At 68.6% G+C, this 21,837-nt stretch carries 19 protein-coding genes; 8 read left to right on the top strand and 11 right to left on the bottom strand.

Going from position 1 to position 21,837, the window contains the following annotated elements:
• Positions 1 to 44: 44 nt before the first annotated feature.
• The 3 genes from yaaA (at position 45) to queF (ending at position 2,800) form a co-directional block, all read left to right on the top strand.
• Positions 45 to 830 carry a peroxide stress protein YaaA gene (gene yaaA / locus AC57B5_RS25640; protein ID WP_012207081.1) on the top strand — a complete coding sequence of 262 codons (786 nt, stop codon included), beginning with the start codon at positions 45 to 47 and terminating at the stop codon, positions 828 to 830.
• Between the two features lie 80 nt (positions 831 to 910).
• The gene (locus AC57B5_RS25635) at positions 911 to 1,795 is read left to right on the top strand and encodes a 2OG-Fe(II) oxygenase (protein ID WP_043821464.1); all 885 of its coding nucleotides are present in this window, start codon (positions 911 to 913) and stop codon (positions 1,793 to 1,795) included.
• Positions 1,796 to 1,951: 156 nt separating this feature from the next.
• A complete protein-coding gene (queF, locus tag AC57B5_RS25630; protein ID WP_071956640.1) occupies positions 1,952 to 2,800 on the top strand; it encodes an NADPH-dependent 7-cyano-7-deazaguanine reductase QueF in 849 nt (282 codons plus the stop codon).
• Between the two features lie 22 nt (positions 2,801 to 2,822).
• Here queF and AC57B5_RS25625 read toward each other — a convergent pair whose 3' ends face one another.
• The 5 genes from AC57B5_RS25625 to AC57B5_RS25605 form a co-directional block, all read right to left on the bottom strand.
• Entirely contained in the window at positions 2,823 to 4,382 is a 1,560-nt protein-coding gene (locus AC57B5_RS25625; RefSeq protein ID WP_013800977.1) for a methyl-accepting chemotaxis protein, read from the bottom strand.
• A gap of 191 nt (positions 4,383 to 4,573) precedes the next feature.
• The gene (gene dinB, locus AC57B5_RS25620) at positions 4,574 to 5,896 is read right to left on the bottom strand and encodes a DNA polymerase IV (protein WP_099732968.1); all 1,323 of its coding nucleotides are present in this window, start codon (positions 5,894 to 5,896) and stop codon (positions 4,574 to 4,576) included.
• Positions 5,897 to 5,938: 42 nt separating this feature from the next.
• Entirely contained in the window at positions 5,939 to 6,877 is a 939-nt protein-coding gene (locus AC57B5_RS25615) for an EamA family transporter (RefSeq protein ID WP_496400582.1), read from the bottom strand.
• Between the two features lie 232 nt (positions 6,878 to 7,109).
• Complete coding sequence (locus tag AC57B5_RS25610; protein ID WP_043821459.1) at positions 7,110 to 7,937, bottom strand: anti-sigma factor; 828 nt, start codon at positions 7,935 to 7,937, stop codon at positions 7,110 to 7,112.
• A gap of 37 nt (positions 7,938 to 7,974) precedes the next feature.
• Positions 7,975 to 8,559, bottom strand: coding sequence for an RNA polymerase sigma factor (locus AC57B5_RS25605; RefSeq protein ID WP_012207088.1), 585 nt, complete (start codon positions 8,557 to 8,559; stop codon positions 7,975 to 7,977).
• A gap of 314 nt (positions 8,560 to 8,873) precedes the next feature.
• Between AC57B5_RS25605 and AC57B5_RS25600 the strand changes: the two genes are divergently transcribed.
• Positions 8,874 to 9,422, top strand: coding sequence for a DUF3455 domain-containing protein (locus AC57B5_RS25600; RefSeq protein ID WP_013800972.1), 549 nt, complete (start codon positions 8,874 to 8,876; stop codon positions 9,420 to 9,422).
• 15 nt (positions 9,423 to 9,437) lie between these two features.
• On the opposite strand, the gene AC57B5_RS25595 is transcribed toward AC57B5_RS25600, so the two are convergent.
• Entirely contained in the window at positions 9,438 to 10,289 is an 852-nt protein-coding gene (locus AC57B5_RS25595) for an AraC family transcriptional regulator (RefSeq protein WP_496400581.1), read from the bottom strand.
• 296 nt (positions 10,290 to 10,585) lie between these two features.
• On the opposite strand from AC57B5_RS25595, the gene AC57B5_RS25590 reads away from it, so the two are divergent.
• A complete protein-coding gene (locus AC57B5_RS25590; protein WP_496400580.1) occupies positions 10,586 to 12,286 on the top strand; it encodes a 2-isopropylmalate synthase in 1,701 nt (566 codons plus the stop codon).
• A 63-nt stretch (positions 12,287 to 12,349) separates the two neighbouring features.
• Here the strand turns inward: AC57B5_RS25590 and AC57B5_RS25585 are convergent, their stop codons facing one another.
• Positions 12,350 to 13,525, bottom strand: coding sequence for an alpha-hydroxy acid oxidase (locus AC57B5_RS25585; protein ID WP_034396710.1), 1,176 nt, complete (start codon positions 13,523 to 13,525; stop codon positions 12,350 to 12,352).
• Between the two features lie 219 nt (positions 13,526 to 13,744).
• Here AC57B5_RS25585 and AC57B5_RS25580 point away from each other — a divergent pair, with 219 nt between their 5' ends.
• Positions 13,745 to 15,403 carry an L-lactate permease gene (locus AC57B5_RS25580; protein WP_496400579.1) on the top strand — a complete coding sequence of 553 codons (1,659 nt, stop codon included), beginning with the start codon at positions 13,745 to 13,747 and terminating at the stop codon, positions 15,401 to 15,403.
• A 155-nt stretch (positions 15,404 to 15,558) separates the two neighbouring features.
• On the top strand, positions 15,559 to 16,560 hold the full coding sequence (locus tag AC57B5_RS25575) for a bifunctional helix-turn-helix transcriptional regulator/GNAT family N-acetyltransferase (RefSeq protein WP_496400578.1): 1,002 nt from the start codon (positions 15,559 to 15,561) through the stop codon (positions 16,558 to 16,560).
• 1 nt (position 16,561) lies between these two features.
• Here AC57B5_RS25575 and AC57B5_RS25570 read toward each other — a convergent pair whose 3' ends face one another.
• Positions 16,562 to 17,113: a cupin domain-containing protein gene (locus AC57B5_RS25570; protein ID WP_012207095.1), complete on the bottom strand. Its 552-nt coding sequence runs from the start codon at positions 17,111 to 17,113 to the stop codon at positions 16,562 to 16,564.
• A gap of 25 nt (positions 17,114 to 17,138) precedes the next feature.
• Positions 17,139 to 18,083 (bottom strand): tripartite tricarboxylate transporter substrate binding protein, encoded by a 945-nt coding sequence (locus AC57B5_RS25565; protein WP_496400577.1) that lies wholly within the window; start codon positions 18,081 to 18,083, stop codon positions 17,139 to 17,141.
• Between the two features lie 128 nt (positions 18,084 to 18,211).
• Between AC57B5_RS25565 and AC57B5_RS25560 the strand changes: the two genes are divergently transcribed.
• The gene (locus tag AC57B5_RS25560) at positions 18,212 to 18,895 is read left to right on the top strand and encodes a TetR/AcrR family transcriptional regulator (RefSeq protein WP_071956657.1); all 684 of its coding nucleotides are present in this window, start codon (positions 18,212 to 18,214) and stop codon (positions 18,893 to 18,895) included.
• A 17-nt stretch (positions 18,896 to 18,912) separates the two neighbouring features.
• Here the strand turns inward: AC57B5_RS25560 and pbpC are convergent, their stop codons facing one another.
• Together pbpC and AC57B5_RS25550 are read right to left on the bottom strand one after the other, a co-directional pair.
• Positions 18,913 to 21,237, bottom strand: coding sequence for a penicillin-binding protein 1C (gene pbpC / locus AC57B5_RS25555; RefSeq protein ID WP_496400576.1), 2,325 nt, complete (start codon positions 21,235 to 21,237; stop codon positions 18,913 to 18,915).
• A gap of 33 nt (positions 21,238 to 21,270) precedes the next feature.
• On the bottom strand, positions 21,271 to 21,831 hold the full coding sequence (locus AC57B5_RS25550) for an HdeD family acid-resistance protein (protein WP_012207099.1): 561 nt from the start codon (positions 21,829 to 21,831) through the stop codon (positions 21,271 to 21,273).
• Between the last annotated feature and the right edge of the window lie 6 nt (positions 21,832 to 21,837).

Below are 21,837 nucleotides of genomic sequence, written 5' to 3'. Positions count from 1 at the left end.
CCCACGCCTTCCGTCCACCTCTTTCCAGGAGCTTCCGTCCCGCCATGCTGTTGCTGCTCTCCCCCGCCAAATCGCTGGACTACGACACCCCACTGCCCCCGAAACTGCCGCACACGCTGCCCGTCTTCTCCGAACAGCCACTGGAGCTGATCGAAGTGCTGCGCCGCCAGTCGCCCCAGCAACTGTCGGAACTGATGGGCATCAGCGACAAGCTGGCCGCGCTCAACGTGGCGCGCTACGAGGCCTTCAGCCCGCGCTTCACGGCCACCAACGCCCGGCAGGCGCTGCTGGCCTTCAACGGCGATGTCTACGAGGGCCTGCAGGCACGCAGCCTGGATGCCGAGGACCTGGACTGGGCACAGCAGCACCTGGCCATCCTCAGCGGCCTGTACGGCGTGCTGCGTCCGCTGGACCGCATGCAGCCCTACCGCCTGGAAATGGGCACCCGGCTGGAAACCGCGCATGGCAGCAACCTCTACCAGTTCTGGGGCAGCCGCATTGCCGAGCACCTGAACCAGCGCGCGGCCCGGCAGCCGGCGGGCGAGCGCGTCATCGTCAACCTGGCTTCGCAGGAATACTTCAAATCGGTAGACTTGAAGCACCTCAAGCCCCCGGTGGTGGAATGCGCATTCGAGGATTACAAGAACGGCGCCTACAAGATCATCAGCTTCCATGCCAAACGTGCGCGCGGGCTGATGGCACGATTTGCCATACAACGACGCGCTCGCAGCGCGGCTGAACTCGAAGCCTTCGATCTGGAGGGCTACGCGCTGGCGCCAGCTTCCTCGACGCCTGCGCGCCTGGTGTTCCGTCGCAAGACCGCTGACTGAGCCTCGCCGGCCACACCGGCCGGCCCCGGCCTCGATGCCTTTGGAGTCCATTCACTGCGGCAAGGGCCGCACTGCACGCCATGAGCCTCAAATCCTCACCAGATTCCCAGACCACCGCGCAGGACCTGCCCGTGGGTCTCACGCCTGAACTCATGCAATGGGTGCGCGACCAGCGCGCATCCGGCATAGGGCCTGCGGCCCTGCTGCGCTCCATGCGCGACGTGGGCTGGAGCGAAGAACTGGCGAGGCGGGCGCTGGACCTGCCCGAACAGGGCGAGGTGTCGCCACCGGCCGTCGTGGTCTCGGCCTCGAGCCTGCCCGAACCGGACCTTGCCCAGGACCCCAGCAGCATCGATGTCGGCGACCGCCAGGTCCAGGTGCTGGTCAGCATGCGCAACCCGCGCATCGTGGTCTTCGGCAACCTGCTCTCGCATGAGGAGTGCGACGCCATCATCGCCGCCGCACGCCCGCGCATGGCGCGTTCGCTCACCGTGGCCACGCAAAGCGGCGGCGAAGAGATCAATGACGACCGAACCAGCAACGGCATGTTCTTCCAGCGCGGGGAAACCGGCATCGTCAGCCAGCTGGAAGAACGCATCGCCCGCCTGTTGCGCTGGCCGCTGGACCATGGCGAAGGCCTGCAGGTGCTGCACTACGGCCCTGGCGCCGAATACAAGCCCCACCACGACTACTTCGCGCCCGGCGAACCCGGCACGCCCACCATCCTCAAACGCGGCGGCCAGCGCGTGGGCACCCTGGTCATCTACCTGAACGAGCCCGAGCGCGGTGGCGCAACCATCTTCCCCGAAGTGCCGCTGCAAGTGGTGCCGCGCCGGGGCAACGCCGTCTTCTTCAGCTATGAGCGCCCCGACCCCTCCACGCGTACCCTGCACGGCGGCGCGCCCGTGCTGGCCGGCGAAAAATGGATCGCCACCAAATGGCTGCGCGAGCGCGAATTCCATTGAAGAGCCAGCGAACCCGGGCGCCCCGACCCTTATTGACCTTATATGGCCGCCCATGCCTGCGGGCATGGAAATTCAGTTAGCTTCAAAGCCTGGGTCCACGCGCTCCGCGCGGACCGTCCAGGCCTGACCAGCGCCGGCACGGCCGGCCCTTTTTCCATGAACACTCCCGAACAATCCCAGCTGGGCAAAAGCTCTGCCTACATCGACCAGTACGCCCCCTCGCTGCTGTTTCCCTTGCCCCGCGCGCCCAAGCGCGAAGAAATCGGCATTCAAGGCAGCCAGATGCCCTTCTTCGGCGCCGACCTGTGGACAGCCTTCGAGCTGTCCTGGCTCAACCTGCGCGGCAAGCCGCAGGTGGCGCTTGTGCATTTCACGATTCCCTGCGAGACCCCCAATCTCATCGAAAGCAAGTCCTTCAAGCTCTACCTCAACAGCTTCAACAACACCCGCCTGGCCGACGCGGCCGAAGTCCAGGCACGCCTGCGCACCGACCTGGCCGAAGCGCTGTGGCGCGGCAGCGAGCAAAAGGGCAGCATCGGCGTGAAGATCATCGGCCTGGACCGCTTCGACCAGGAAATGGTGCAGGAGCTCGACGGCCTGCTGCTGGACCGCCTTGATGTGGAGTGCACGCAATACCAGCCCGCGCCGGAGCTGCTGCGCGCCAACCATGAAGAAGGCCCCGTCACCGAAACCCTGGTCAGCCACCTGCTCAAGAGCAACTGCCTGGTCACAGGCCAGCCCGACTGGGGCAGCGTGCAGATCCGCTACAGCGGCGCGCAGATCGACCAGGAAGGCCTGCTGCAATACCTGGTGAGCTTCCGCAACCACAACGAATTCCATGAGCAATGCGTGGAACGCATCTTCATGGACATCTGGACCCGCTGCCGCCCCCTCAAGCTCTCGGTCTACGCACGCTACACGCGCCGTGGCGGCCTGGACATCAACCCATTCCGCACCAGCCATCCTGGCGCCTTGCCGGCCAACGTGCGCTCGGCGCGGCAGTAAAAGAGGCGGCCGGCCCTTCCCCTCACCGCAACGTAAACACCTCCAGCGACCGCTCCAGCGACTGGGCGCTGGCGCGCAGCGAGCCCGCCGCGCCGGCCGATTGTTCGACCAGGGCGGCGTTTTGCTGGGTGACGGAGTCCAGCTGGGCCACGGCGTCGTTGACCTGGGCGATGCCTACGGATTGTTCGCGCGTGGCGATGCTGATCTGGTGGACCAGGTCGCTGACGCGGCCCACGGCGTCGACCATGCCGTCGATGGTGCGGCCAGCGGCGTCCATGCGGGCGTTGCCGTCGTTGATGCCGTCCACGGTGCGGTTGATGAGGCCGCTGATTTCCTTGGCGGCGGAGGCGCTGCGCTGGGCCAGGGCGCGCACTTCGCCGGCAACGACGGCAAAGCCGCGGCCCTGCTCGCCTGCGCGTGCTGCTTCGACGGCGGCATTCAGGGCCAGCAGGTTGGTCTGGAAGGCAATGCTTTCGATGACGCCGATGATCTCGCCCATGCGGCGCGAGGAGCCGCGGATGTGCTCCATGGCAGAGCCCACTTCCTGGATGGCGGCGCCGCTCTTGCCCGCGACCTGGCGGCTCTGGTCGCTTTCATGGGCCATGAGCTGGGCCGTGTCGGCGGTCTGCGCCACGGTGCCCGATATCTCTTCCATCGAGGCCGCCGTCTGCTGCAGGCTGGTGGCCTGGGATTCTGTGCGCTGCGCGAGGTCGAAGCTGCCCTGGGCGATCTCGTGGGCGGTGGTGGCAAAGCCGCGCATTTCGGTGCGCACGTCGCCGACCACGGCGCGCAGGTTGATCTGGATCTGCTGCAGCCGCTGCATCAGGGCGCCCATGGGGCCGCTGTAGTCGTGCTGCATGTTGGTGCCCAGTTGGCAGCTGGCAATGTCGGCGGCAAAGCCGCTGGCCTGCTCCAGGCCCGCCACGCAGCGCTGCTGGAAGCGCCACAGCACAAAGCTGCCACCCGCCAGCAAGGCGGCCAGGCGCGTGCCCCAGGCTGCGGCGCCCTGCCAGCCCAGCAGGTCGGGCAGCATGGCCGCCAGGCCCACGCCGCCCAGCATCAGCGCCATGCGGGCTGTCAGGCCCAGGTCGCTGCGGCGGTCCCACAGGCCTGCCAGGCCCAGGCGGCGCAGTTCACCGCCGCGCAGGCGCAGGGTTTCCTGGCCGGCATCGGCTTCGGCGCGCATGCGGGCATAGAGGGCTTCGGCGGCTTCGATCTCGTCCGGCCGGGGCTTGGTGCGCACCGAAAGGTAGCCGCGCGGACGGCCGCCTTCCATGATGGGCGTGACGTTGGCGCGCACCCAGTAGTGGTCGCCGTTCTTGCGCCGGTTCTTGACCAGGGCAGTCCACGGGTAGCCGTGGGCGATGGTGCGCCACATGTCCTTGAAGGCGGCGGCCGGCATGTCCGGGTGGCGGATCAGGTTGTGCGGCTGCTCGATCAGTTCCTCGTAGGAATAGCCGCTGACCCGCACGAAGGCCGGGTTGCAATGGGTGATCTCGCCCTTGGTGTTGGTGACGGATACCAGCAGCTCATCGCCCGGAAAGTCGTAGTTGAGCTGGCTGACGGGCAAATTCACGCGCATGGGTACCACTCCTTTGGGATGTCTCTTGTTCTTGTGAAATGGCATGGCAAAACGCTCAGAAGCCACCGGAATCCATCAAACGGAAACACAAATTCACATTTCCAAATCATCTCACAGCACGGCAACCGCAGTCCCATGCTCGGAACTGGTGCATGGGTTTACAGCGTGTGCGCCAGATTTGTGGTGATGATTCAGAACAGTTGAGGTGTAAAGGGATCGCTGTCCGGCGCGGGCTGGGCCGGTCCCCTGAGCAGTTGCTCGCGCGCCAGCGGGTCGTGGGCGGTGGCGTTCCAGTCGGCCGTGCGAACGAGGTTGCCCACGCGCACCCCCAGCAGGCGCAGCCGCTTGGCCAGGGGCACGCGCTTGAGGCATTGGCCTGCGGCGCGGCGCAGGGTGGCGGCATCGGCCATGGGCAGCTCCAGCGTGTGGTCGCGCGTGGCAGTCTTGAAGTCGTCGTAGCGCAGCTTGATGCCGACGGTGCGGCCCATGTAGCCCTTGCGCTGCAGGTCCTGGGCCAGGCGTTCGCACAGGTCGGTGAAGATGGCGCTCAGTTCGGCCCGGTCGCGCACGGCGTGCAGGTCGCGCTCGAAGGTGGTTTCGCGGCTCATGGAGACGGGCTCGCTGTGCGTGACCACGGGCCGCTCATCGCGCCCCCAGGACACGCCATGCAGCCAGTTGCCGTAGGCGCGGCCGAACCATTGCACGAGCTGGGGCAGGCTTTGCTTGGCCAGCTCGCCAATGGTCTGTATGCCCAGCGATTGCAGCTTGGCGTCGGCCTTGGGGCCTATGCCGTTGATCTTGCGGCAGGCCAGCGGCCAGATCACGGCCTGCAGATCGTCGGGCTGGACGATGGAGATGCCGTTGGGCTTGTTGAATTCGCTGGCCATCTTGGCCAGCAGCTTGTTGGGCGCCACGCCGATGGAGCAGGTCAGGCCCGTGGCGTCGGTGATGGTTTTCTGGATCAGCCGCGCCAGCACGCGCCCGCCTTCGCGCTGGCCGCCGGGCACGTCGGTGAAGTCGATGTAGACCTCGTCCACGCCGCGGTCCTCCATCAGCGGGGCGATGGAGACGATGATTTCCTTGAACATGCGTGAGAAGCGCCGCACCTCGGCAAAGTCCACGGGCAGCAGAATGGCCTGGGGGCACAGGCGCGCGGCCTTCATCATGCCCATGGCCGAGCCCACGCCGAACTGGCGCGCCGGGTAGGTGGCCGTGGTGATCACGCCCCGGCCCACGTAGTCCTTGAGGCGCGAGAACTCGTCCACCGGAATCTCGTGCAGCCGGCCGGCGTAGCGCGCATCCAGCGCCTCGTCGTGCGCGCGGCGTCCGCCGCCGATGACCACGGGCAGTCCCTTGAGCTGCGGATAGCGCAGCAGCTCCACCGAGGCATAGAAGGCGTCCATGTCCAGGTGGGCGATGCGGCGCGGGGGCGCAGCATCGGCAGGGCTTGCGGGTGTCGTGGGTGTCGTGGGTGTCGTTTCAGGCACGCCGCCATTATTGCGGCAACTGTGCATTCATACAGCCTGCAAGGCCTGTTCACACAGGCCCTGGACCATTCATCCCTGCAGGCAGATCAGCACCAGTCCGAGCACCATCAGAGCCATGCCGATCATTTCCTGGCGGCTCAGGCTTTCGCTGAGCACGCGGCGCGAGACGATGTAGCTGAACACCACCTCGACCATGCCCAGCGTGCGCACGGGTGCCGCGCCCTGCATGGCGTAGGCGGTGAACCAGGCCAGCGAGGCGGCCGCGCCCATGCCGCCGGCCAGCAGCGAGACGCGCCAGGCACGGAAGATGGGGCGCAGGCCCTGCGCGTGGGTGCGAGCGATCCAGGCGCCCAGGCCCAGGGTCTGCATGAGCTGGGCGATCAGCACGCCCCAGGCGCCCGACAGCCAGGGAGATATCTCGCCCAGGCGCGCCAGTTCCACGGCGCCGCCCCGATAGCCCACGGTGGCGATGGCAAAGCAGGCACCGCAGGCCAGGCCGTAGAGCGCCGAACGGCTGGCCCAGGCCGACAGCGACAGCATCTGGCCGCGCGGCGGCAGCGACAGGATGAGCACGCCAAAGGTGGCCAGCCCCATGGCCAACAGGGCCACGACCGTGGGCATCTCATGCAGGAAGATGCCGGCGAACAGGGCCACCTGCAGCACCTCGGTCTTGGACAGGGTGACGGCTACGGCGAAGTTGCGCTCCTTCATGGCCAGCAGCAGCGCCGCCGTGGCCGCGACCTGGAAGAAGGCGCCCAGCGCGATCCAGCCCAGGTAGGCCCATGAGAACCGGGGCAGCGTCCAGGCGCCATCGCCTCCCAGGTACAGCGCCAGCAGGTAGATGCCTGCAAACGGCAGGCCGTACAGAAAGCGCACCAGGGTGGCCGGCAGGGTGCCGAGCTCGGCGGTCAGCGAGCGCTGCGCCGTGTTGCGCACGGTCTGGGCGGCTGCGGCGAACAGCACCACGGGCACCCACAGCCAGGTCAGGTCTTGGAGGGAAGAAAGCATGTCGGCAAAAAAGGGAAGGCACCGCCGGCAAGGCGCGGGCGACTGAGTGCCGGCCAGCATAGCCGCCGGTCGGGCACCAGGCGCACGCGCTTGGAGAAGGCTGCCGCGCCCGGCAGCGAAACAGAGGCCGGCCAGCCAGCGCTGCACTCGCGCCCTGCTCTGGCCAGGGCAAGCAGGCTGCGTTGTGCAGCAGCACGGCCGTCGCCAATGGCGAGCGGGCCTGCGCGGCGCGCTACAGGTCGCGCCGGATCAAAGCGCCCTTGAACAGCACCGGTCCCGTGGGCCCGGTCTGGCTGGGCACGCCGCCCTTGGGCTCCAGGCTGATGGCCAGGGCAGGCACGCCCTGGACCTCGGCGGCCGCGGCGGTCAGCTTGACCAGCTTGTCGCGTCCCAGCACGCCCAGCGATTGCGGGCCGCCCTGGGGCGGCAGGGCCCACAGCTGCAGTGATTTGTCGGAGGCCTCATGGAAGTCGCCCACGCGCTGCAGCACCAGGGTGTTCTTGCCGGGGTCGAAGGTCACGAGCATGGAGGCATCGGCCTTGTCGTCGGCCAGCACGGCCACGTACTGGATCTGGGGCGCGGCCTGCAGCGCAGCCTGGGTGGCCTGCAACTGGTTGTTCAGCACGGCCAGCTGGCGCTCGCCACTTTGGCGCAGGTCCTGGTGCGACCACAGCCCCACGGCCACGGCCGCCACGGTGGCGCAGGCGCCCAGCACGGCGGCGCCGCGCCACCAGGCCAGGGCGCGGCCCACGGCGGATTCCGTGCGCCGGGCCATGCCAGGCGCATCGTCGGCGCGCCGCCGGTGCGCCTGGGCGGCGCGGGCCTTTTCGGCCTGCAGCAGGTTGTCGATACGGACCCAGACCGCATCGTCAGGGCGTACGGGCGCCTGCATTTCGGACAGGGCCGACCAGCGGCCCTGCCACAGCAGGGCGGCAGCGCGCACCGGGGCCTGGTCACGGGCCAGTTGCTCGAAGCGGCGGCGTGCCGCGCCCCGCAGCGTGCCCAGGGCGTAAGCGGCGGCCAGCCGGTCCAGCAGTTCGGGGTGTCGGGAAATATTCATGGCAAATCCTTTGGCCACTCAGAGCATGTCAACTGCTTCACGCATGGCGTGACAGGCAGCGGCGCAGCTGCTCCAGGCCACGCCGTATCCAGGTCTTGACCGTGCCCAGCGGCAGTTGCAGCTGGCCCGCCAGCTCGCCATGGCTGAGGTCGCGCAGATAGGCCAGGCTGACCACCTCGCGCTGGCGGCCTTCCAGCCGCTCCAGGCACTGGTACAGCGCCACGGCCTGTTCGCTGGCCTCGGCCAGTTGCAGCGGGCCCTGGCTTTCATCGTCCCCACCGCCATGGGCCGCCAGTTGCGCCTCGTCGAACTCTTCGTTCAGGTGCAGGCGTTCGGCGCGGCGCCGGCGCAGAAAGTCCAGGGCCCGGCTGCGCACCACCAGGCCCATCCAGGCCAGCGGCGGGCTGAGCGTGCCCCGGTAGCCCGAGGCGCTGCGCCAGATGTGCAGGTAGCTGTCCTGCAGCACGTCTTCGGCCCAGTCCTTGTGCCGGAGGATGCGCAACGCCAGCCCGTACAGCCGGGACGAGGTGGCCTCGTACAGGCTGCGGAGCGCGGGCTCGTCCTGCGCTGCGATGCGGTCCAGAAGGTCCATCAGCTCTTGGTCGGTTGGTGTGGTGCCCATGCACGCATTGTGGGCGAGCGGGCGGCCCCGTGGCCCGCACTGTTGCGTGGCCGCCCGGGGGCTTGTTCTGTCTTTCGATCGGATTCAAGCGGCATATTGGTGCTCAGCCGGGGGTTTGCAGAAGGTCTGGCGGGGGTCTCCCGGCTTGCACCGGCTCTCCGTGAGCAATACGCAGCGCATTGCGAACCGGATGCGGATAAATTTTTTTTTCCATTCAGGTGAATCCAGCCGCTGCCTTGCTGCGTATTCCCTGTGTCGCGCCCCGGAAAGCGGTCCAAGGCGACACCCCTCAACCCATCGACCTGGAGACCTTCATGAGCTACATCCTCCCCCTCGGCCTGGCCACCATGGCCGCACTGACCCTTGGCGCCTGCTCCTCCATGGACATGGGCAAGAGCTATTCCCAGTCCGACCTGCCGGCCGCCGTGCAGGTGCCCGCAGGCCACAAGGTTGCCATGGAGACGGTGGGCATAGGCCAGATCACCTATGAATGCCGCGCCAAGAAGGACCAGGCGATGGAGCAGGAATGGGCCTTTGTCGGCCCCGATGCGCGTTTGACGGACCGCCAGGGCCGCGTCATCGGCCGCTACTTCGGCCCGCCCGCCACCTGGGCGCACCAGGACGGCTCCAAGGTCACGGCCACCCAGGTCGCCGTGGCGCCGTCCAGCGCGGGCAACATCCCCATGCAACTGGTCAAGGCCGAGCCCGCCACCGGCATGGGCGCCATGCAGGGCGTGACCTATATCCAGCGCGTGGCCACGCGCGGCGGCGTGGCCCCTGCCATGGCCTGCAACAGCTCCACGCTGGGCCAGAAGCAGGTCGTCCAGTACCAGGCCGACTACATCATCTGGAAGGCCGCCTGACGCGGCCCGGCCCTCCTACGGCCTGTCGCCCCTGGCCCCGAAGGCCGAGGGCGGCATGCCGAACTGGCGCCTGAAGGCCAGCGAATAGGCGCTGTGGCTTTCATAGCCGGCCTCCAGCGCCACCTGCACGATGGGCCTTCCGGCCAGCAGCGCCTGCATGGATGACAGCAGCCGTGCGCGCTGACGCCAGCGGCCAAAACTCATTCCCGTGGCCTGCAGAAAATGGCGGTGGAAGGTCTTCTCGCCCATGGCCAGCCGTGCGGCCCAATCACCGGCTGTGGCAGCTGTGGCGGCCGTGGCTGCAAAGCCATCCGCCCCGTCTCCTTCGGCCAGCGCATGGCAGACAGCGGCCATGCGCGCATCCTGCGGCCAGGGCAGGTGAAACGGCACCACGGGCGGCTGGCGCAGCTCCTGCAGCAATAGCTCGACCACCATGGATTCACGCCGCCCCGGCGATGCCGATGCAGGCCAGCGAGCCACCTCGCTGATGAGCTCGCGCAGCAGGGGAGAGACCTCGATCACGCAGTCCGTACCCGGCAGGTCTGCAGCGGCCTGCGCATCGACGAACAGGCTGCGCACCTGTACCGCGCCGCGCATGCGCAGGCCGTGGGGCACGCCCGAGCGCAGCCAGACGCCGCGCGTGGGCGGCACCACCCAGCGCCCGCTGCCTGCGCGCACCTCCAGCACCCCCTGCACGGCGTAGAGCAGCTGGCAGCATTCGTGGGAGTGTTCCTCCACCTCCAGCCCCGCCGGATAGTCGGCGGCCACGCCCGTGACCGGCAGCGGTGCGGCGGCCTGCAGCTCGGGCAGCCCGGCATGGCTGCAGGGAACGGCGGCTGCCGAAGCCGGGGCATGGGTCGTGCGCATATTGTCCAGATCCATATAGAAAATGAGAAATTCTATAGAGACAGACAGGCACCTTGCCCGCAAACTGGCACCCGTTCCCTGTGATTCACCGCCATCGCACCATGCACCGCCTGCCCTCGCCCTCCCTACCACCCCTGGCCCATGGCCGGGGTCCGGGCGCCTGCGCAGGCGCCGCATTTCGCACCGACTCTCCCTGATCCCGGCCTGGCGCAGCTTCCCCACACCGGGAAGCCAGGAGAGCGGGGCCGCCGGCCGATCCGGTGGCTGCAAACCCCAGCATTTCCTGCGAGGCCCGCATGCTGAAGAATCCCGCGTCCAGATACCTTCCCTTCCCCGCCGTCGACCTGCCCGAGCGCCAATGGCCCTCACGCCAGCTGAGCCAGGCGCCCGTGTGGCTGTCCACCGACCTGCGTGATGGCAACCAGGCCCTGTTCGAGCCCATGAACCGCGAGCGCAAGCTGCGCCTGTTCCACGAACTGGTGCGCATAGGCTTCAAGGAGATCGAGGTGGGCTTTCCCTCGGCCTCGCAGACCGACTACGGCATCGTGCGCCACCTGATCGACAACGGGCTGATCCCCGACGACGTGACGCCCATGGTCATCACCCAGCTGCGCGAGGACCTGATCCGCGCCACGGTGGACAGCGTGGCCGGAGCGCGGCGCGCCATCGTGCACTTCTACAACGCCATTGCCCCGGCCTGGCGCGAGATCGTCTTCGGCATGCAGGTGCCCGAGATCATCGCCATGGTGGAGCACCACATCGCCCTGCTGCGCGAACTGACCGATGCCCACCCCGAGACCGAATGGGTGCTGCAGTACTCGCCCGAGACCTTCTGCATGGCCGAGCTCGACGTGTCGCTGGCCGTGTGCAACGCAGCCATCCGCGCCTGGGATGCAGGCCCCGCGCGGCCCATGATCATCAACCTGCCGACCACGGTGGAAGTGAGCACGGCCAATGTCTTCGCCGACCAGATCGAGTGGATGCACCGCCGCCTGGAACGGCGCGAGCACATCGTGCTGTCCGTGCACCCGCACAACGACCGGGGCACGGGCGTGGCCTGCGCCGAGCAGGCGCTGCTGGCCGGCGCTCAGCGCGTGGAAGGCTGCCTGTTCGGCAACGGCGAGCGCAGCGGCAACCTCGATGTGGTGACGCTGGCGCTCAACCTGTACACGCAGGGCATCGCGCCGGGACTGGACTTCTCGGACATCGCCGCCGTGGCGCGCATTGCGGAGGAATGCACGGCCCTGCCCATCCACCCGCGCCACCCCTATGTGGGCGACCTGGTGTTCACGGCGTTCTCGGGCTCGCACCAGGACGCCATCGCCAAGGGCTTTGCGGCGCAGCGGCCCGATGCGCCCTGGCGCGTTCCCTACCTGCCCATCGACCCGCAGGACCTGGGCCGCACCTACGACAGCATCGTTCGCGTCAACAGCCAGTCGGGCAAGGGCGGCATTGCCTTCCTGCTGCAGCGCGACCATGGCGTGACCATGCCGCGCCGCATGCAGGTGGAGTTCAGCGCCGTGGTGCAAAAACAGGCGGACGCCTGCGAGGCCGAGCTGGCCAGCGACGACCTGTGGAAGCTGTTCGAGGCGACCTACCTCGCACCCCTGCAGCTTCCCTGGTGCCACCGCAGCCACCACCTGTTCGACAGCGCCCAGGGCCAGGGCATTGCGCTGGAAGTGGTGCGGCCAGACGGCCTTCGGCTGCAGCTGTATGGCGAAGGCAGCGGCCCCATCGATGCCGTGGCCGCCGCCATTGGCCAGCACCTGGGCGTGGCGCTGCGCATTGACCACTACGAGGAGCGCAGCCTGGGCCAGGGTGCCGGGGCCATGGCGCTGGCCATCGTCGAGGCCGCCCTGCCCGGCGTGGCGGGCACGCGCTTCGGCGCGGGGCGCCATGCCAACATCGTGACCGCGTCCATCCTGGCCGTGCTGCATGCGGCGGGCCGGCTGGTGGCGGCGCAGCCGGAAAGCCGGCGCGTACCTGCCCAAGCCTGAGGCGCAGCCTGAAAGGAAAAAGGACCGCCGAGGCGGTCCTTTTTTCGTGCGGCTTTTGCCGGTTCAGCGAACGGCACCCGGATAGGTTCCGGGCAGCAGGATGCTGCGGTCCACGGTATCGATCTGCGTATGGCCGCAGAAGGCCATCGTGGTCTCCAGCTCCTTCTGGATGATCTGCAGTGCACGCGTCACGCCGTCCTGGCCGTAGGCGCCCAGGCCGTAGAGGAAGCTGCGGCCGATCATCGTGCCCTGGGCGCCCAGGGCACGCGCCTTGAGCACGTCCTGGCCGCTGCGGATGCCGCCGTCCATCCAGACCTCGATGTCCTTGCCCGCCGCCTCGGCAATGCCGGGCAGCGCCTCGATGGACGAGGGTGCGCCGTCGAGCTGGCGGCCGCCGTGGTTGCTGACGATGAGCGCATCGGCGCCGCTGTCGGCCGCCAGTCGCGCGTCCTCGGCGTCCATGACACCCTTGAGGATGAGCTTGCCGCCCCAGAGCTTCTTGATGCGCTCCACATCGCCCCAGTTCAGGCTGGGGTCGAATTGGCTGGCTGTCCACGACGACAGCGAACTCATGTCGGCCACGCCATCCACATGGCCGACGATGTTGCCGAAGGTGCGGCGCTTGGTGCCCAGCATGCCCAGGCACCAGTGCGGCTTGGTCGCCAGGTTGGCCAGGTTGCGCAGCGTGGGCTTCGGGGGCGTGGACAGGCCGTTCTTGATGTCCTTGTGGCGCTGGCCCAGGATCTGCAGGTCCAGCGTCAGCACCAGGGCCGAGCAGTTGGCGGCACGGGCGCGCTCGATCAGGCGCTCCATGAACCGGCGGTCGCGCATCACATAGAGCTGGAACCAGAACGGATGGCGGGCCGTGTGCTCGGCAATGTCCTCGATGGAGCAGATGCTCATGGTGGACAGCGTGAACGGAATGCCGAAGGCCTGGGCCGCGCGCGCGCCCAGGATCTCGCCATCGGCGTGCTGCATGCCGGTCAGGCCCGTGGGCGCAATGGCCACGGGCATGGCCACCTGCTGGCCGATCATGGTGGTGCGCGTGCTGCGCCCCTCCATGTTCACGGCCACGCGCTGGCGCAGCTTGATCTTCTGGAAGTCGTCCTCGTTGGCGCGGTAGGTGCCCTGGGTGTAGGAGCCCGAGTCGGCATAGTCATAGAACATGCGCGGCACGCGGCGCTGGGCCACGACGCGCAGGTCTTCGATGCAGGTGATTTTGGAAAGGTCGGTGGACACGTTTTCTGGCTTTCTGGAACCCGCATGCCGCGGGACTGCCGAGCATGGTAGTGCGCAGGGCGCATTCCAGTCACCCGTTCGGGTTTGAAGTGATTTGTGCGCCGATTGAAATTTTCTCTCTCGCAGCCCAACCGAGGGCTAACGCTAGTGTGCCAACCAGCCATGAGAGCGACGATCCGCCCCGCACAACATCCTAAAAACTCTTCAGGAGACGCTCCTATGGTTTGGCAGCAGGTCTACGACCCTCTTTCCAACATGTGGCTGTCCACACTGCTCGCGGCCATCCCGGTCGTGGTCATGCTGGTGGGATTGGGCTTTTTGCACATGAAGGCCCACCTGGCAGCCGGCGCCGGGCTGATTGCGGCGCTGGTGATCGCGGTCTTCGTCTACAACATGCCGGCAGGCATGGCCGGGCGCGCGGCGCTGTTCGGCGGCTTCACGGGGCTGCTGCCCATCGGCTGGATCGTCCTGAACATCATCTTCCTGCACCAGCTGACCGAGAAGAACGGCAGCTTCAAGATCCTGCAGGACTCCATTGCCGGCATCACCGAGGACAGGCGCATCCAGCTGCTGCTGATCGCCTTCGCCTTCGGCGCCTTCTTCGAGGGTGCGGCCGGCTTCGGCACGCCCGTGGCCGTGACGGCGGCCATCCTCATCGGGCTGGGCTTTTCGCCGCTGGCCGCCTCGGGCCTGTCGCTGATCGCCAATACCGCGCCCGTGGCCTTCGGCGCGCTGGGCACGCCGGTGATCACGCTGGCCAAGGTCCATGGATACGACCTGATGGAAGTCACCGCCATGGTCGGCCGCCAGCTGCCGTTCTTCTCGGTGCTGGTGCCGTTCTGGCTGATCTGGGCCTTTGCCGGGCGCAAGGCCATGATGGAGATCTGGCCCATCATCCTGGTGACCGGCGTGTCCTTCGCCATTCCACAGTACCTGGTGTCCAACTTCATCGGCCCCGAGCTGGTGGACATCATCGCGGCCATCGTCTCCATGGTCTGCACGGTCGGCTTCCTGCGCATGTGGCAGCCCAGGACCATCTGGCGCTCGACCTCGCTCAAGGGCCATGAGAACAGCGGCGGCGAGGCCCAGGCGCCCCGCGCCGTGACCCAGCACCCGCGCGCCGACGTGATCCGCGCCTGGACGCCCTGGGCCATCCTCACGGTCTTCGTCTTCATCTGGGGCCTGCCCTCGGTCAAGGCCGCGCTCAACGGCCTGTTCGCGCCCGCCTTTCCCATGGAAGGCCTGCACAACCTGATCGAGAAAGTGCCGCCCGTCGTGCGCCAGCCCACCAAGGAAGGCGCCATCTACACGCTGAACCTGCTGTCGGCCACGGGCACGGGCATCCTGCTGTCGGCCATCGTGGGCGGCCTGGTCATGAAGTACAACCCCGTGCAGCTGGTCAACCAGTTCGTGCGCACCATCTGGCTGGTGCGCTATTCGCTCATCACCATCGTGCTGATGCTGGCCCTGGGCACGCTGACGCGCTACTCGGGCACGGACACCACGCTGGGCCTGGCCTTCGCCAACACGGGCGTGTTCTACCCCTTCTTCGGCACCCTGATGGGCTGGCTGGGCGTGGCGCTGACGGGTTCGGACACGGCATCGAACGTGCTGTTCGGCGGCATGCAGAAGGTGGCGGCCGAGCAGCTGGGCCTGTCGCCCAACCTCATGGGCGCGGCCAACAGCTCGGGCGGCGTGATGGGCAAGATGATCGATGCGCAGTCCATCGTCGTCGCCTCCACGGCCACGCGCTGGTTCAACCATGAGGGCGACATCCTGCGCTACGTGTTCTTCCACTCCGTCGCCCTGGCCTGCCTGATGGGCATCTTCGTGACGCTGCAGGCCTATGTCTGGCCGTTCCGCCTGATGGTCAATTGAGCCTTGCGCATCTGCGCCAGGCCCCAGCCGCCCGCATGCGCCGGGCGGCTTTTTTACGCCTGGGGTACGCATCGCTGCATCAACAGATGCGCAGCGGCATTTATGGTTGTACCATGCAACCATATTCAAACCCTGCACGGCCCCAAGGAGCACCCATGCCGCAGCACGATCTTTCCCTGGTGGATGGCATCCGCGCCGCCTCGCGCCTGATGGTGCGCGAGCTGGGCTTCATGCAGGCCACGCTGGCGGCCACGGACTACCCGCCCTCGGCCGTGCATGCCATCCTGGAGATCGGCGCACAGGGGCGCATGGCGGCCTCGCAGCTGGCCCTGGTCCTGGGGCTGGAGAAATCCAGCGTCAGCCGCATGGTGCGCAAGCTGGTGGAGGCGGGCGAGCTGAAGGAAGCCGCCGATGGCGAGGATGGCCGCGTCAAGCAGCTGGCCCTGACCGCCAAGGGCCGGCGTACGCTGTCCGCCATCGAGGCCTTCGGGCGCCAGCAGGTGACGGCGGCGCTGGACCGCATGCAGGCGCCGCAGCAGCAGGCCGTCGCCCAAGGGCTGGCACTGTACGCCCGGGCGCTGCAGGCGCACCGGCAGGAGGAGCCCCTGCCCCAGCCCGTACCCGCGCAAATACAGGTCCTGCCCGGATACCGGCCCGGCTGCCTGGGCCGCATCGTGGACATGCATGCGCGCTTTTATGCGCGCCACGCAGGCTTTGGCGTCTTCTTCGAAAGCCGCGTGGCCAGCGGCCTGGCCGAGTTCGCGGGCCGGCTGGACAAGCCCTGCAACCAGCTGTGGACGGCGCTGGACGGCGACCGCATCGTGGGCTCCGTGGCCATCGATGGAGAGGACCTTGGCAAGCACCCCGAGGGCCGCCAGGCGCATCTGCGCTGGTTCATCCTGGAAGACGGCCTGCGCGGCGCCGGCACGGGGCGCCAGCTGCTGCAGCAGGCCTTGGCGTTCTGCGACCAGCAGGCCTTCGAGGCCACCCAGCTGTGGACCTTCCGGGGCCTGGATGCAGCACGCCGGCTCTACGAATCGTCAGGCTTCACCCTGGCCGAGGAATGGCCGGGCCAGCAATGGGGCGAGACCGTGATCGAGCAGCGCTTCGTGCGGCCACGCCCTGCCGTGGCGGCATGGGCAGGCCAGGCCCCCTGAGTCAGGAGCCCTGCTCGCCCGCCACCAGCACGAAGGCAATGCGCGCAGGCCGGCCCGAGCGGTTGGCCCAGGCATGGTTGGTGCCGCGCTGTATGAGCACGTCACCGGCGCGCAGCACGGTTTCCTGGCGGTCCAGGATGGCGACCAGCTCGCCCTCCAGCATCAGCGCGTAGTCCACGGTATCCGTGCGGTGCATGCCCGGATGCTCGCCGGGCTGCACGTTGCGGTGGGCGTCGCCGTACATGCGTGTAAAGGTGGCATGCAGGGCGCGCGCCAGCTCCTGCGGATCGGCAGGTTCGGGCGGAATGTCCAGGATGCGCAGCACCGTGCCATAGGGCGGCGGTGCCACGCCCTGGTGGATGGCAATGGTGTCGGGCGCATTGATCTGCGCGGGTGAGGCATCGGTGCGCCACAGGTTGGTGATGCGGTAGCCGGGGCGTTCCTCGACCAGGCGCACGGCGGGCGAGGCGCCGTCCTCGGCGATGAAGGAGCGGCCCTGTGCGTCGTTGGCCGTGATCACGCGGCGGATGGGGGGCAGGCTGGAATCGGTCATGGATGAAGAGATGGCGGAAAGGAGGTCACTGCGCATGGCGTTCGGCCGCTGCGCCCTGTTTGCGGAATTCGTCGTGGATGCGCCGGTCCCACTGGCGGCGGTCCTGGTGGAAGACCACCTGGTCGCCGCGCTGGGCCACCTGCCTGACGGCATCGGACCGAGCTGCGGCGGCGCAGGCGGCGTCCAGCCGGCCCAGCACCGCCTCGGACACGCCACGCGGCACGAACAGGCCCGCAAACGATTCCTCCTGCACCGCCATGCCCAGTTCCTTGAAGGTGGGGACCTCGGGGAAGGCCGGGTGGCGGCGCTCCGAGGCCACGGCAAGCAGGCGCAGCTTGCCCGCGCGTATCTGGGGCGCAGCCGAGGCCGCGATGCTGCTGACGAAGTCCAGCCGCCCGGCCAGCAATTCCTGTATCGAGCCGGCATCGCCCTTGTAGGGCACATGCACGAGCTTGAGGCCCTGGTCGCGCTCCAGCTGGTCCATGGCCAGGAAGGGCGCCGAGTTCGGTCCCGGCGATCCGTAGCTCAGCGAGCCCTTCTTCGCCGCCGCCACCAGCTCGCCTATCGTCTTGAAAGGGCTGTCTGCGCGCACGCTGACGCCCAGGATGTTCTCCGTCACGCCGCACAGCGGCTGCACGCTGTCGGGCCCCAGCTTCAGGCCCTTGACGTAGTGGGGCTGCACGGTGATGGGGGTCATGGGCGTGAAGGCCAGCGTCAGCCCGTCGGCCGGCGCCTGGGCCAGCACATTCATGCCGATCACGCCCGAGCCCCCGTCGCGCGAGACCACGACCACGCTCTGGCCCAGCTGCTTGCGGAATTCCTCGGCCAGCGTACGCGCCATCACGTCGGTGGAGCTGCCCGCCGCCCAGGGGTTGATGAGGGTCAGCGGCCGCGACGGGAACGGCTCCTGCGCGGTGGCCAGGGTGCAGCCCAGCGCCATCAGGGCGCCGAGCCACTTGCGGGTGGTCATGCTGTGTCTCCTTGTCGTTGTGTGATGGCTGCGCATGTTAATTCAGTCAGTCGACTGAATCAATCCATGTCACCACCATGCCATGGTTTGGTGCGGCAAGGGCCTGGCGCTGTCTATGATCCGCAGCCATGACGTCCAGCACCGATGACACCGCGGCCGAGGAACCCCGCGCCCAGGCCCGCGAACGCCTTCTGCAAGCCGCCGAGCAGCTGTTTGCGCGGCATGGCTACGCGGGCACGTCGCTGCGCGCCGTCATGGCGCTGGCCGATGTGGACACGGGCGCCATCCACTACCACTTCCGCAACAAGCTGGGCCTGCTCAAGGCCTTGTTCGAGCAGCGCGTGATGGCCGTCAACGGACAGCGCCATGCGCTGCTGCAAAGGCTGGAGCAGCAGTCGCCGCAGCCCGCCGTGGAGGACATTCTTCGGGCCTTCATCGCCCCTGCGCTGCGCGCCGCCCACAGCGAGGGCGAGGCCGACTTCAACCGCGTCACGGCCCTGTGCTCGGTCGATCCCGACCAGGCAGTCAGGGAGGTGGTGTTTGCCGCCTACGACGAGGCTGCCAAACGCTTTGCGGCCCTGCTGCGCCAGGCTCTGCCGCAGCTGTCGCAGCACGATTTCCAGTGGCGCCTGGAATGCATGTACGGCGCCATGATGTACATCCGCTCCGACAACGGCCGAGTCAGCCGCATGCTGGGCGGCGGCCACCGCGCCGACCCCGTGGAGCATGTGATCGACGAGCTGGTGGCCTTCACTGCGGCGGGCTTCCGTGCGGCGGGCATCCGCGCGGCGGGCCCCCGCGCGGCGCAGTGATCACGACCGGCGCCTGATCAGCGCCCGCCCGCGCGCGAAGCCACCACGCCGGCGCCGCGCACCTCCACCTGCACGCTGTCCAGCACCTGCCCCTTGGCATCGACCAGTTCCAGCCGGTGCCGGCCGGGCCAGGGCATCCAGGCAGCGGCAGCACCCCGGCCGATCTCCTTGGGCGGCGGCTCGGCCGCGCCGGGCGCGGCAGCACTGACCATGCGCCAGCGCAGGCTGGCATCCTGCCATTCCTGCGTGGCGGCCGTGCCCGAGGGCCGGGCCGACAGCTGCACGCGCTGGCGGTCTGGCGGAATGTCGGGGTCCAGCGCGAGGATGGTGCCGTTGGCCGGGCGCGCAATGCGCACGGGCGAGGCCGCCGAAGTCCCGCGTGTTGATGCGGATGCGGCAGGCAGGCCGCTGCCCGCCATGGCGAACAGGCTCTGCTGCGTGCCCGCCACGAACCACTCGCTGCGCGCGCTCTCCAGCGGCAGGCCCGATGCATCGGGGCCGAAGCGCACCGCCTGCTGCAGCACACCCGCCGGTGCCTTGGGCGCGCGGCTGCGTGTGCGGGCATGCAGGAAGCCCATCACGGCGGCCCAGACAGGTGCCGCGCCGCTGGTGCCGCTGACCGAGTGCATGGCCTCGCCGCGCGCATTGCCCACCCACACGCCCACGGTGTAGCGCTGCGACCAGCCCACGGCCCAGTTGTCGCGCATGTCCTTGCTGGTGCCGGTCTTGACGGCCGACCAGAAGCGCGTGGCCAGCACGCTGTCCGTGCCGAAGGTGGGCGCGCGCGCCATGGGATCGGACAGGATGTCGCCCACGATGAAGGCCGCGCGTGCGTCGATGGCCTGCACGGGCGCAGCCGACTTTTGCGCTGCGGACCCCGCGCCCGTGGGCTGCGCCGCCCAGCGCACGGGCGTCAGTTGCCCGCCGTTGGCCAGGGCGCGGTAGGCGTTGGTGAGCTGCAGCAGCGGCACCTCGGCGCTGCCCAGCGCCAGGCTGAAGCCGTGGTAGCCGCCGCTTTCGCGCAGCGGCAGGCCCAGGCGCTGCAGTTGCGAGAAGAAGGCATCGGGCGTGACCATGACCAGGGTGCGCACGGCCGGCACGTTGAGCGAGGATGCCAGCGCCGTGCGCGCCGAGACCCAGCCCTTGAAGCGCCGGTCGTAGTTCTGCGGGATGTAGAGCCCGTTCTGCGTGGGAATGTGGGCCGATGAATCCTCGATCAGCGAGGCCGCCGTCAGCCGCCGCTCGGCAATCGCCTGGGCATAGAGAAAGGGCTTGAGCGTGGAGCCGGGCTGGCGCATGGCCGTGACGCCATCCACCTCGGCCGCCTGGCTCAATTCGCCCGACGAGCCCACCCAGGCCAGCACCTCGCCCGTGGCGTTGTCCAGCACGACGATGGCGCCGTCCTCCACGTTGCGGCCCTGCAGCTCACGCAGTTGCTGCTGCAGGCTTTGCACGGCAAAGCGCTGCACGGGCGCGCTCAGCGTGGATCGCACGCGGGCCTGGCCTTTGGACTGCGGCTCGGCCAGCAAGCGGCGCGCCAGATGCGGGGCCTGGCCTTCGCTGGCCGCCCATTGCCGGCGCAGCAGCACGCTGGCGGTGAGCAGTTCCATGGCCGTGCAGTCGCGCGCCGCCGCATCCTCGGGCGCCAGCGACTGCAGCACGCCGCAGGCGCGCCGGCCCACGCGCTCGGGCGAGGCGTTGGGCGCGCGCACCAGGGCGGCGGCAATGGCGGCCTCGCGCGCGTCCAGCCCGTGCGCGGCCTTGCCGAACAGGGTGCGCGACAGCGCATCGATGCCCACGATCTCGCCACGGAAGGGCACCAGGTTCAGGTAGGCCTCCAGGATCTGGTCCTTGCGCCAGCGCCGGTCCAGCACCTGGGCCGAGACGGTCTGGCCCAGTTTCTGCACCACGCTGCGCCCGCCTGGGCCCTGGCGCCAGTCGCCGTCCAGCAGGCCCGCCAACTGCATGGTGATGGTGCTGGCGCCGCGCGTGCGCTGGTTCCAGAGGTTGCCCCAGGCGGCGGAGGACACGGCCGCCCAGTCCACGCCGCTGTGTTCGTAGAAGCGCTTGTCCTCGCTGAGCACCAGGGCCGTGCGCAGCGCGGGCGAGATGTCGGCCAGGGCCACCCAGTCGCCACGGCGCACGCTGGCGTCGGTGCGCTGGCGCTGCAGCACCTCGCCCTCGCGCGAGAGCAATTCGGTCTCGGAGGAGCGGTGGCCCTCGCGGACCTCGGAAAAGCTGGGCAGCGCCTGGGCGGCACCGGCCGCCGCGAACAGCAGCGCGGCCGCCAGGGCCGCGCGGGGAAGACGCATGAAGGGAGAAGGTCGCCGGGATTCGATCATGGAGCCGGCATTGTCCGCCTTTGCACCAGCGGCTCAGGAAGAATGGCGTATGCCCTTCTTGAGCTTGAAGGACAGCAGCACCATGAGCACGCCGAAGACCACCGCATACGTGGCCAGCACCCAGAGCATGGCCATCATGCCCGCGCCCGGCTGGGCCAGCACGAAGGCGCCGAACAGCACGGACAGCACGCCGCCCAGGATCAGCAGCCACTCGCCCGTGATCTCCTTGCGCAGCCGCACGGCCGCCACGATCTGCAGCAGGCCCGTGACCAGGGCCCAGGCGCCGATGTACAGCGTCATCACCAGCGCCGTGACGCCGGGCGCGACCACGGTGAGCACGCCCACCACCACGCCGGCCAGGCCCCACAGCAGCAGCACCCACCAATGGCGCATCTGGTCGCGCCCCTGGATGGCCGAGTACACGCCCAGCAGGCCATCGACAAAGGTGAAGGCGCCGAAGGTCAGCACCAGCGCCGCCAGCGATACCGCCGGCTGGGCCCAGGTCAGCACGCCGAAGGCGATGGCGACCAGGCCGCGCAGCAGCAGCACCCACCAGGTGCGGTGAAGAATCGTGGACAGCGGATTGGGGCTCATGGATGC

The organism is Delftia sp. BGA-UO-ETr-SB1, from assembly GCF_059567865.1.
The sequence above is the reverse complement of the archived record's forward strand: the minus strand, read 5'-3'. Positions and strand labels throughout refer to the sequence as shown.

Excerpts from the sequence above, each read along its gene's own strand:
- AC57B5_RS25570 (WP_012207095.1), bottom strand. The coding sequence starts at position 17,113 with ATGACCGATTCCAGCCTGCCCCCCATCCGCCGCGTGATCACGGCCAAC.
- AC57B5_RS25565 (WP_496400577.1), bottom strand. The coding sequence starts at position 18,083 with ATGACCACCCGCAAGTGGCTCGGCGCCCTGATGGCGCTGGGCTGCACC.
- AC57B5_RS25560 (WP_071956657.1), top strand. The coding sequence starts at position 18,212 with ATGACGTCCAGCACCGATGACACCGCGGCCGAGGAACCCCGCGCCCAG.
- dinB (WP_099732968.1), bottom strand. The coding sequence starts at position 5,896 with ATGCACAGTTGCCGCAATAATGGCGGCGTGCCTGAAACGACACCCACG.
- AC57B5_RS25625 (WP_013800977.1), bottom strand. The coding sequence starts at position 4,382 with ATGCGCGTGAATTTGCCCGTCAGCCAGCTCAACTACGACTTTCCGGGC.
- AC57B5_RS25610 (WP_043821459.1), bottom strand. The coding sequence starts at position 7,937 with ATGAATATTTCCCGACACCCCGAACTGCTGGACCGGCTGGCCGCCGCT.
- AC57B5_RS25600 (WP_013800972.1), top strand. The coding sequence starts at position 8,874 with ATGAGCTACATCCTCCCCCTCGGCCTGGCCACCATGGCCGCACTGACC.
- yaaA (WP_012207081.1), top strand. The coding sequence starts at position 45 with ATGCTGTTGCTGCTCTCCCCCGCCAAATCGCTGGACTACGACACCCCA.
- AC57B5_RS25635 (WP_043821464.1), top strand. The coding sequence starts at position 911 with ATGAGCCTCAAATCCTCACCAGATTCCCAGACCACCGCGCAGGACCTG.
- AC57B5_RS25575 (WP_496400578.1), top strand. The coding sequence starts at position 15,559 with ATGCCGCAGCACGATCTTTCCCTGGTGGATGGCATCCGCGCCGCCTCG.
- AC57B5_RS25595 (WP_496400581.1), bottom strand. The coding sequence starts at position 10,289 with ATGCGCACGACCCATGCCCCGGCTTCGGCAGCCGCCGTTCCCTGCAGC.
- AC57B5_RS25615 (WP_496400582.1), bottom strand. The coding sequence starts at position 6,877 with ATGCTTTCTTCCCTCCAAGACCTGACCTGGCTGTGGGTGCCCGTGGTG.
- AC57B5_RS25590 (WP_496400580.1), top strand. The coding sequence starts at position 10,586 with ATGCTGAAGAATCCCGCGTCCAGATACCTTCCCTTCCCCGCCGTCGAC.
- queF (WP_071956640.1), top strand. The coding sequence starts at position 1,952 with ATGAACACTCCCGAACAATCCCAGCTGGGCAAAAGCTCTGCCTACATC.
- pbpC (WP_496400576.1), bottom strand. The coding sequence starts at position 21,237 with ATGATCGAATCCCGGCGACCTTCTCCCTTCATGCGTCTTCCCCGCGCG.
- AC57B5_RS25580 (WP_496400579.1), top strand. The coding sequence starts at position 13,745 with ATGGTTTGGCAGCAGGTCTACGACCCTCTTTCCAACATGTGGCTGTCC.
- AC57B5_RS25550 (WP_012207099.1), bottom strand. The coding sequence starts at position 21,831 with ATGAGCCCCAATCCGCTGTCCACGATTCTTCACCGCACCTGGTGGGTG.
- AC57B5_RS25605 (WP_012207088.1), bottom strand. The coding sequence starts at position 8,559 with ATGGGCACCACACCAACCGACCAAGAGCTGATGGACCTTCTGGACCGC.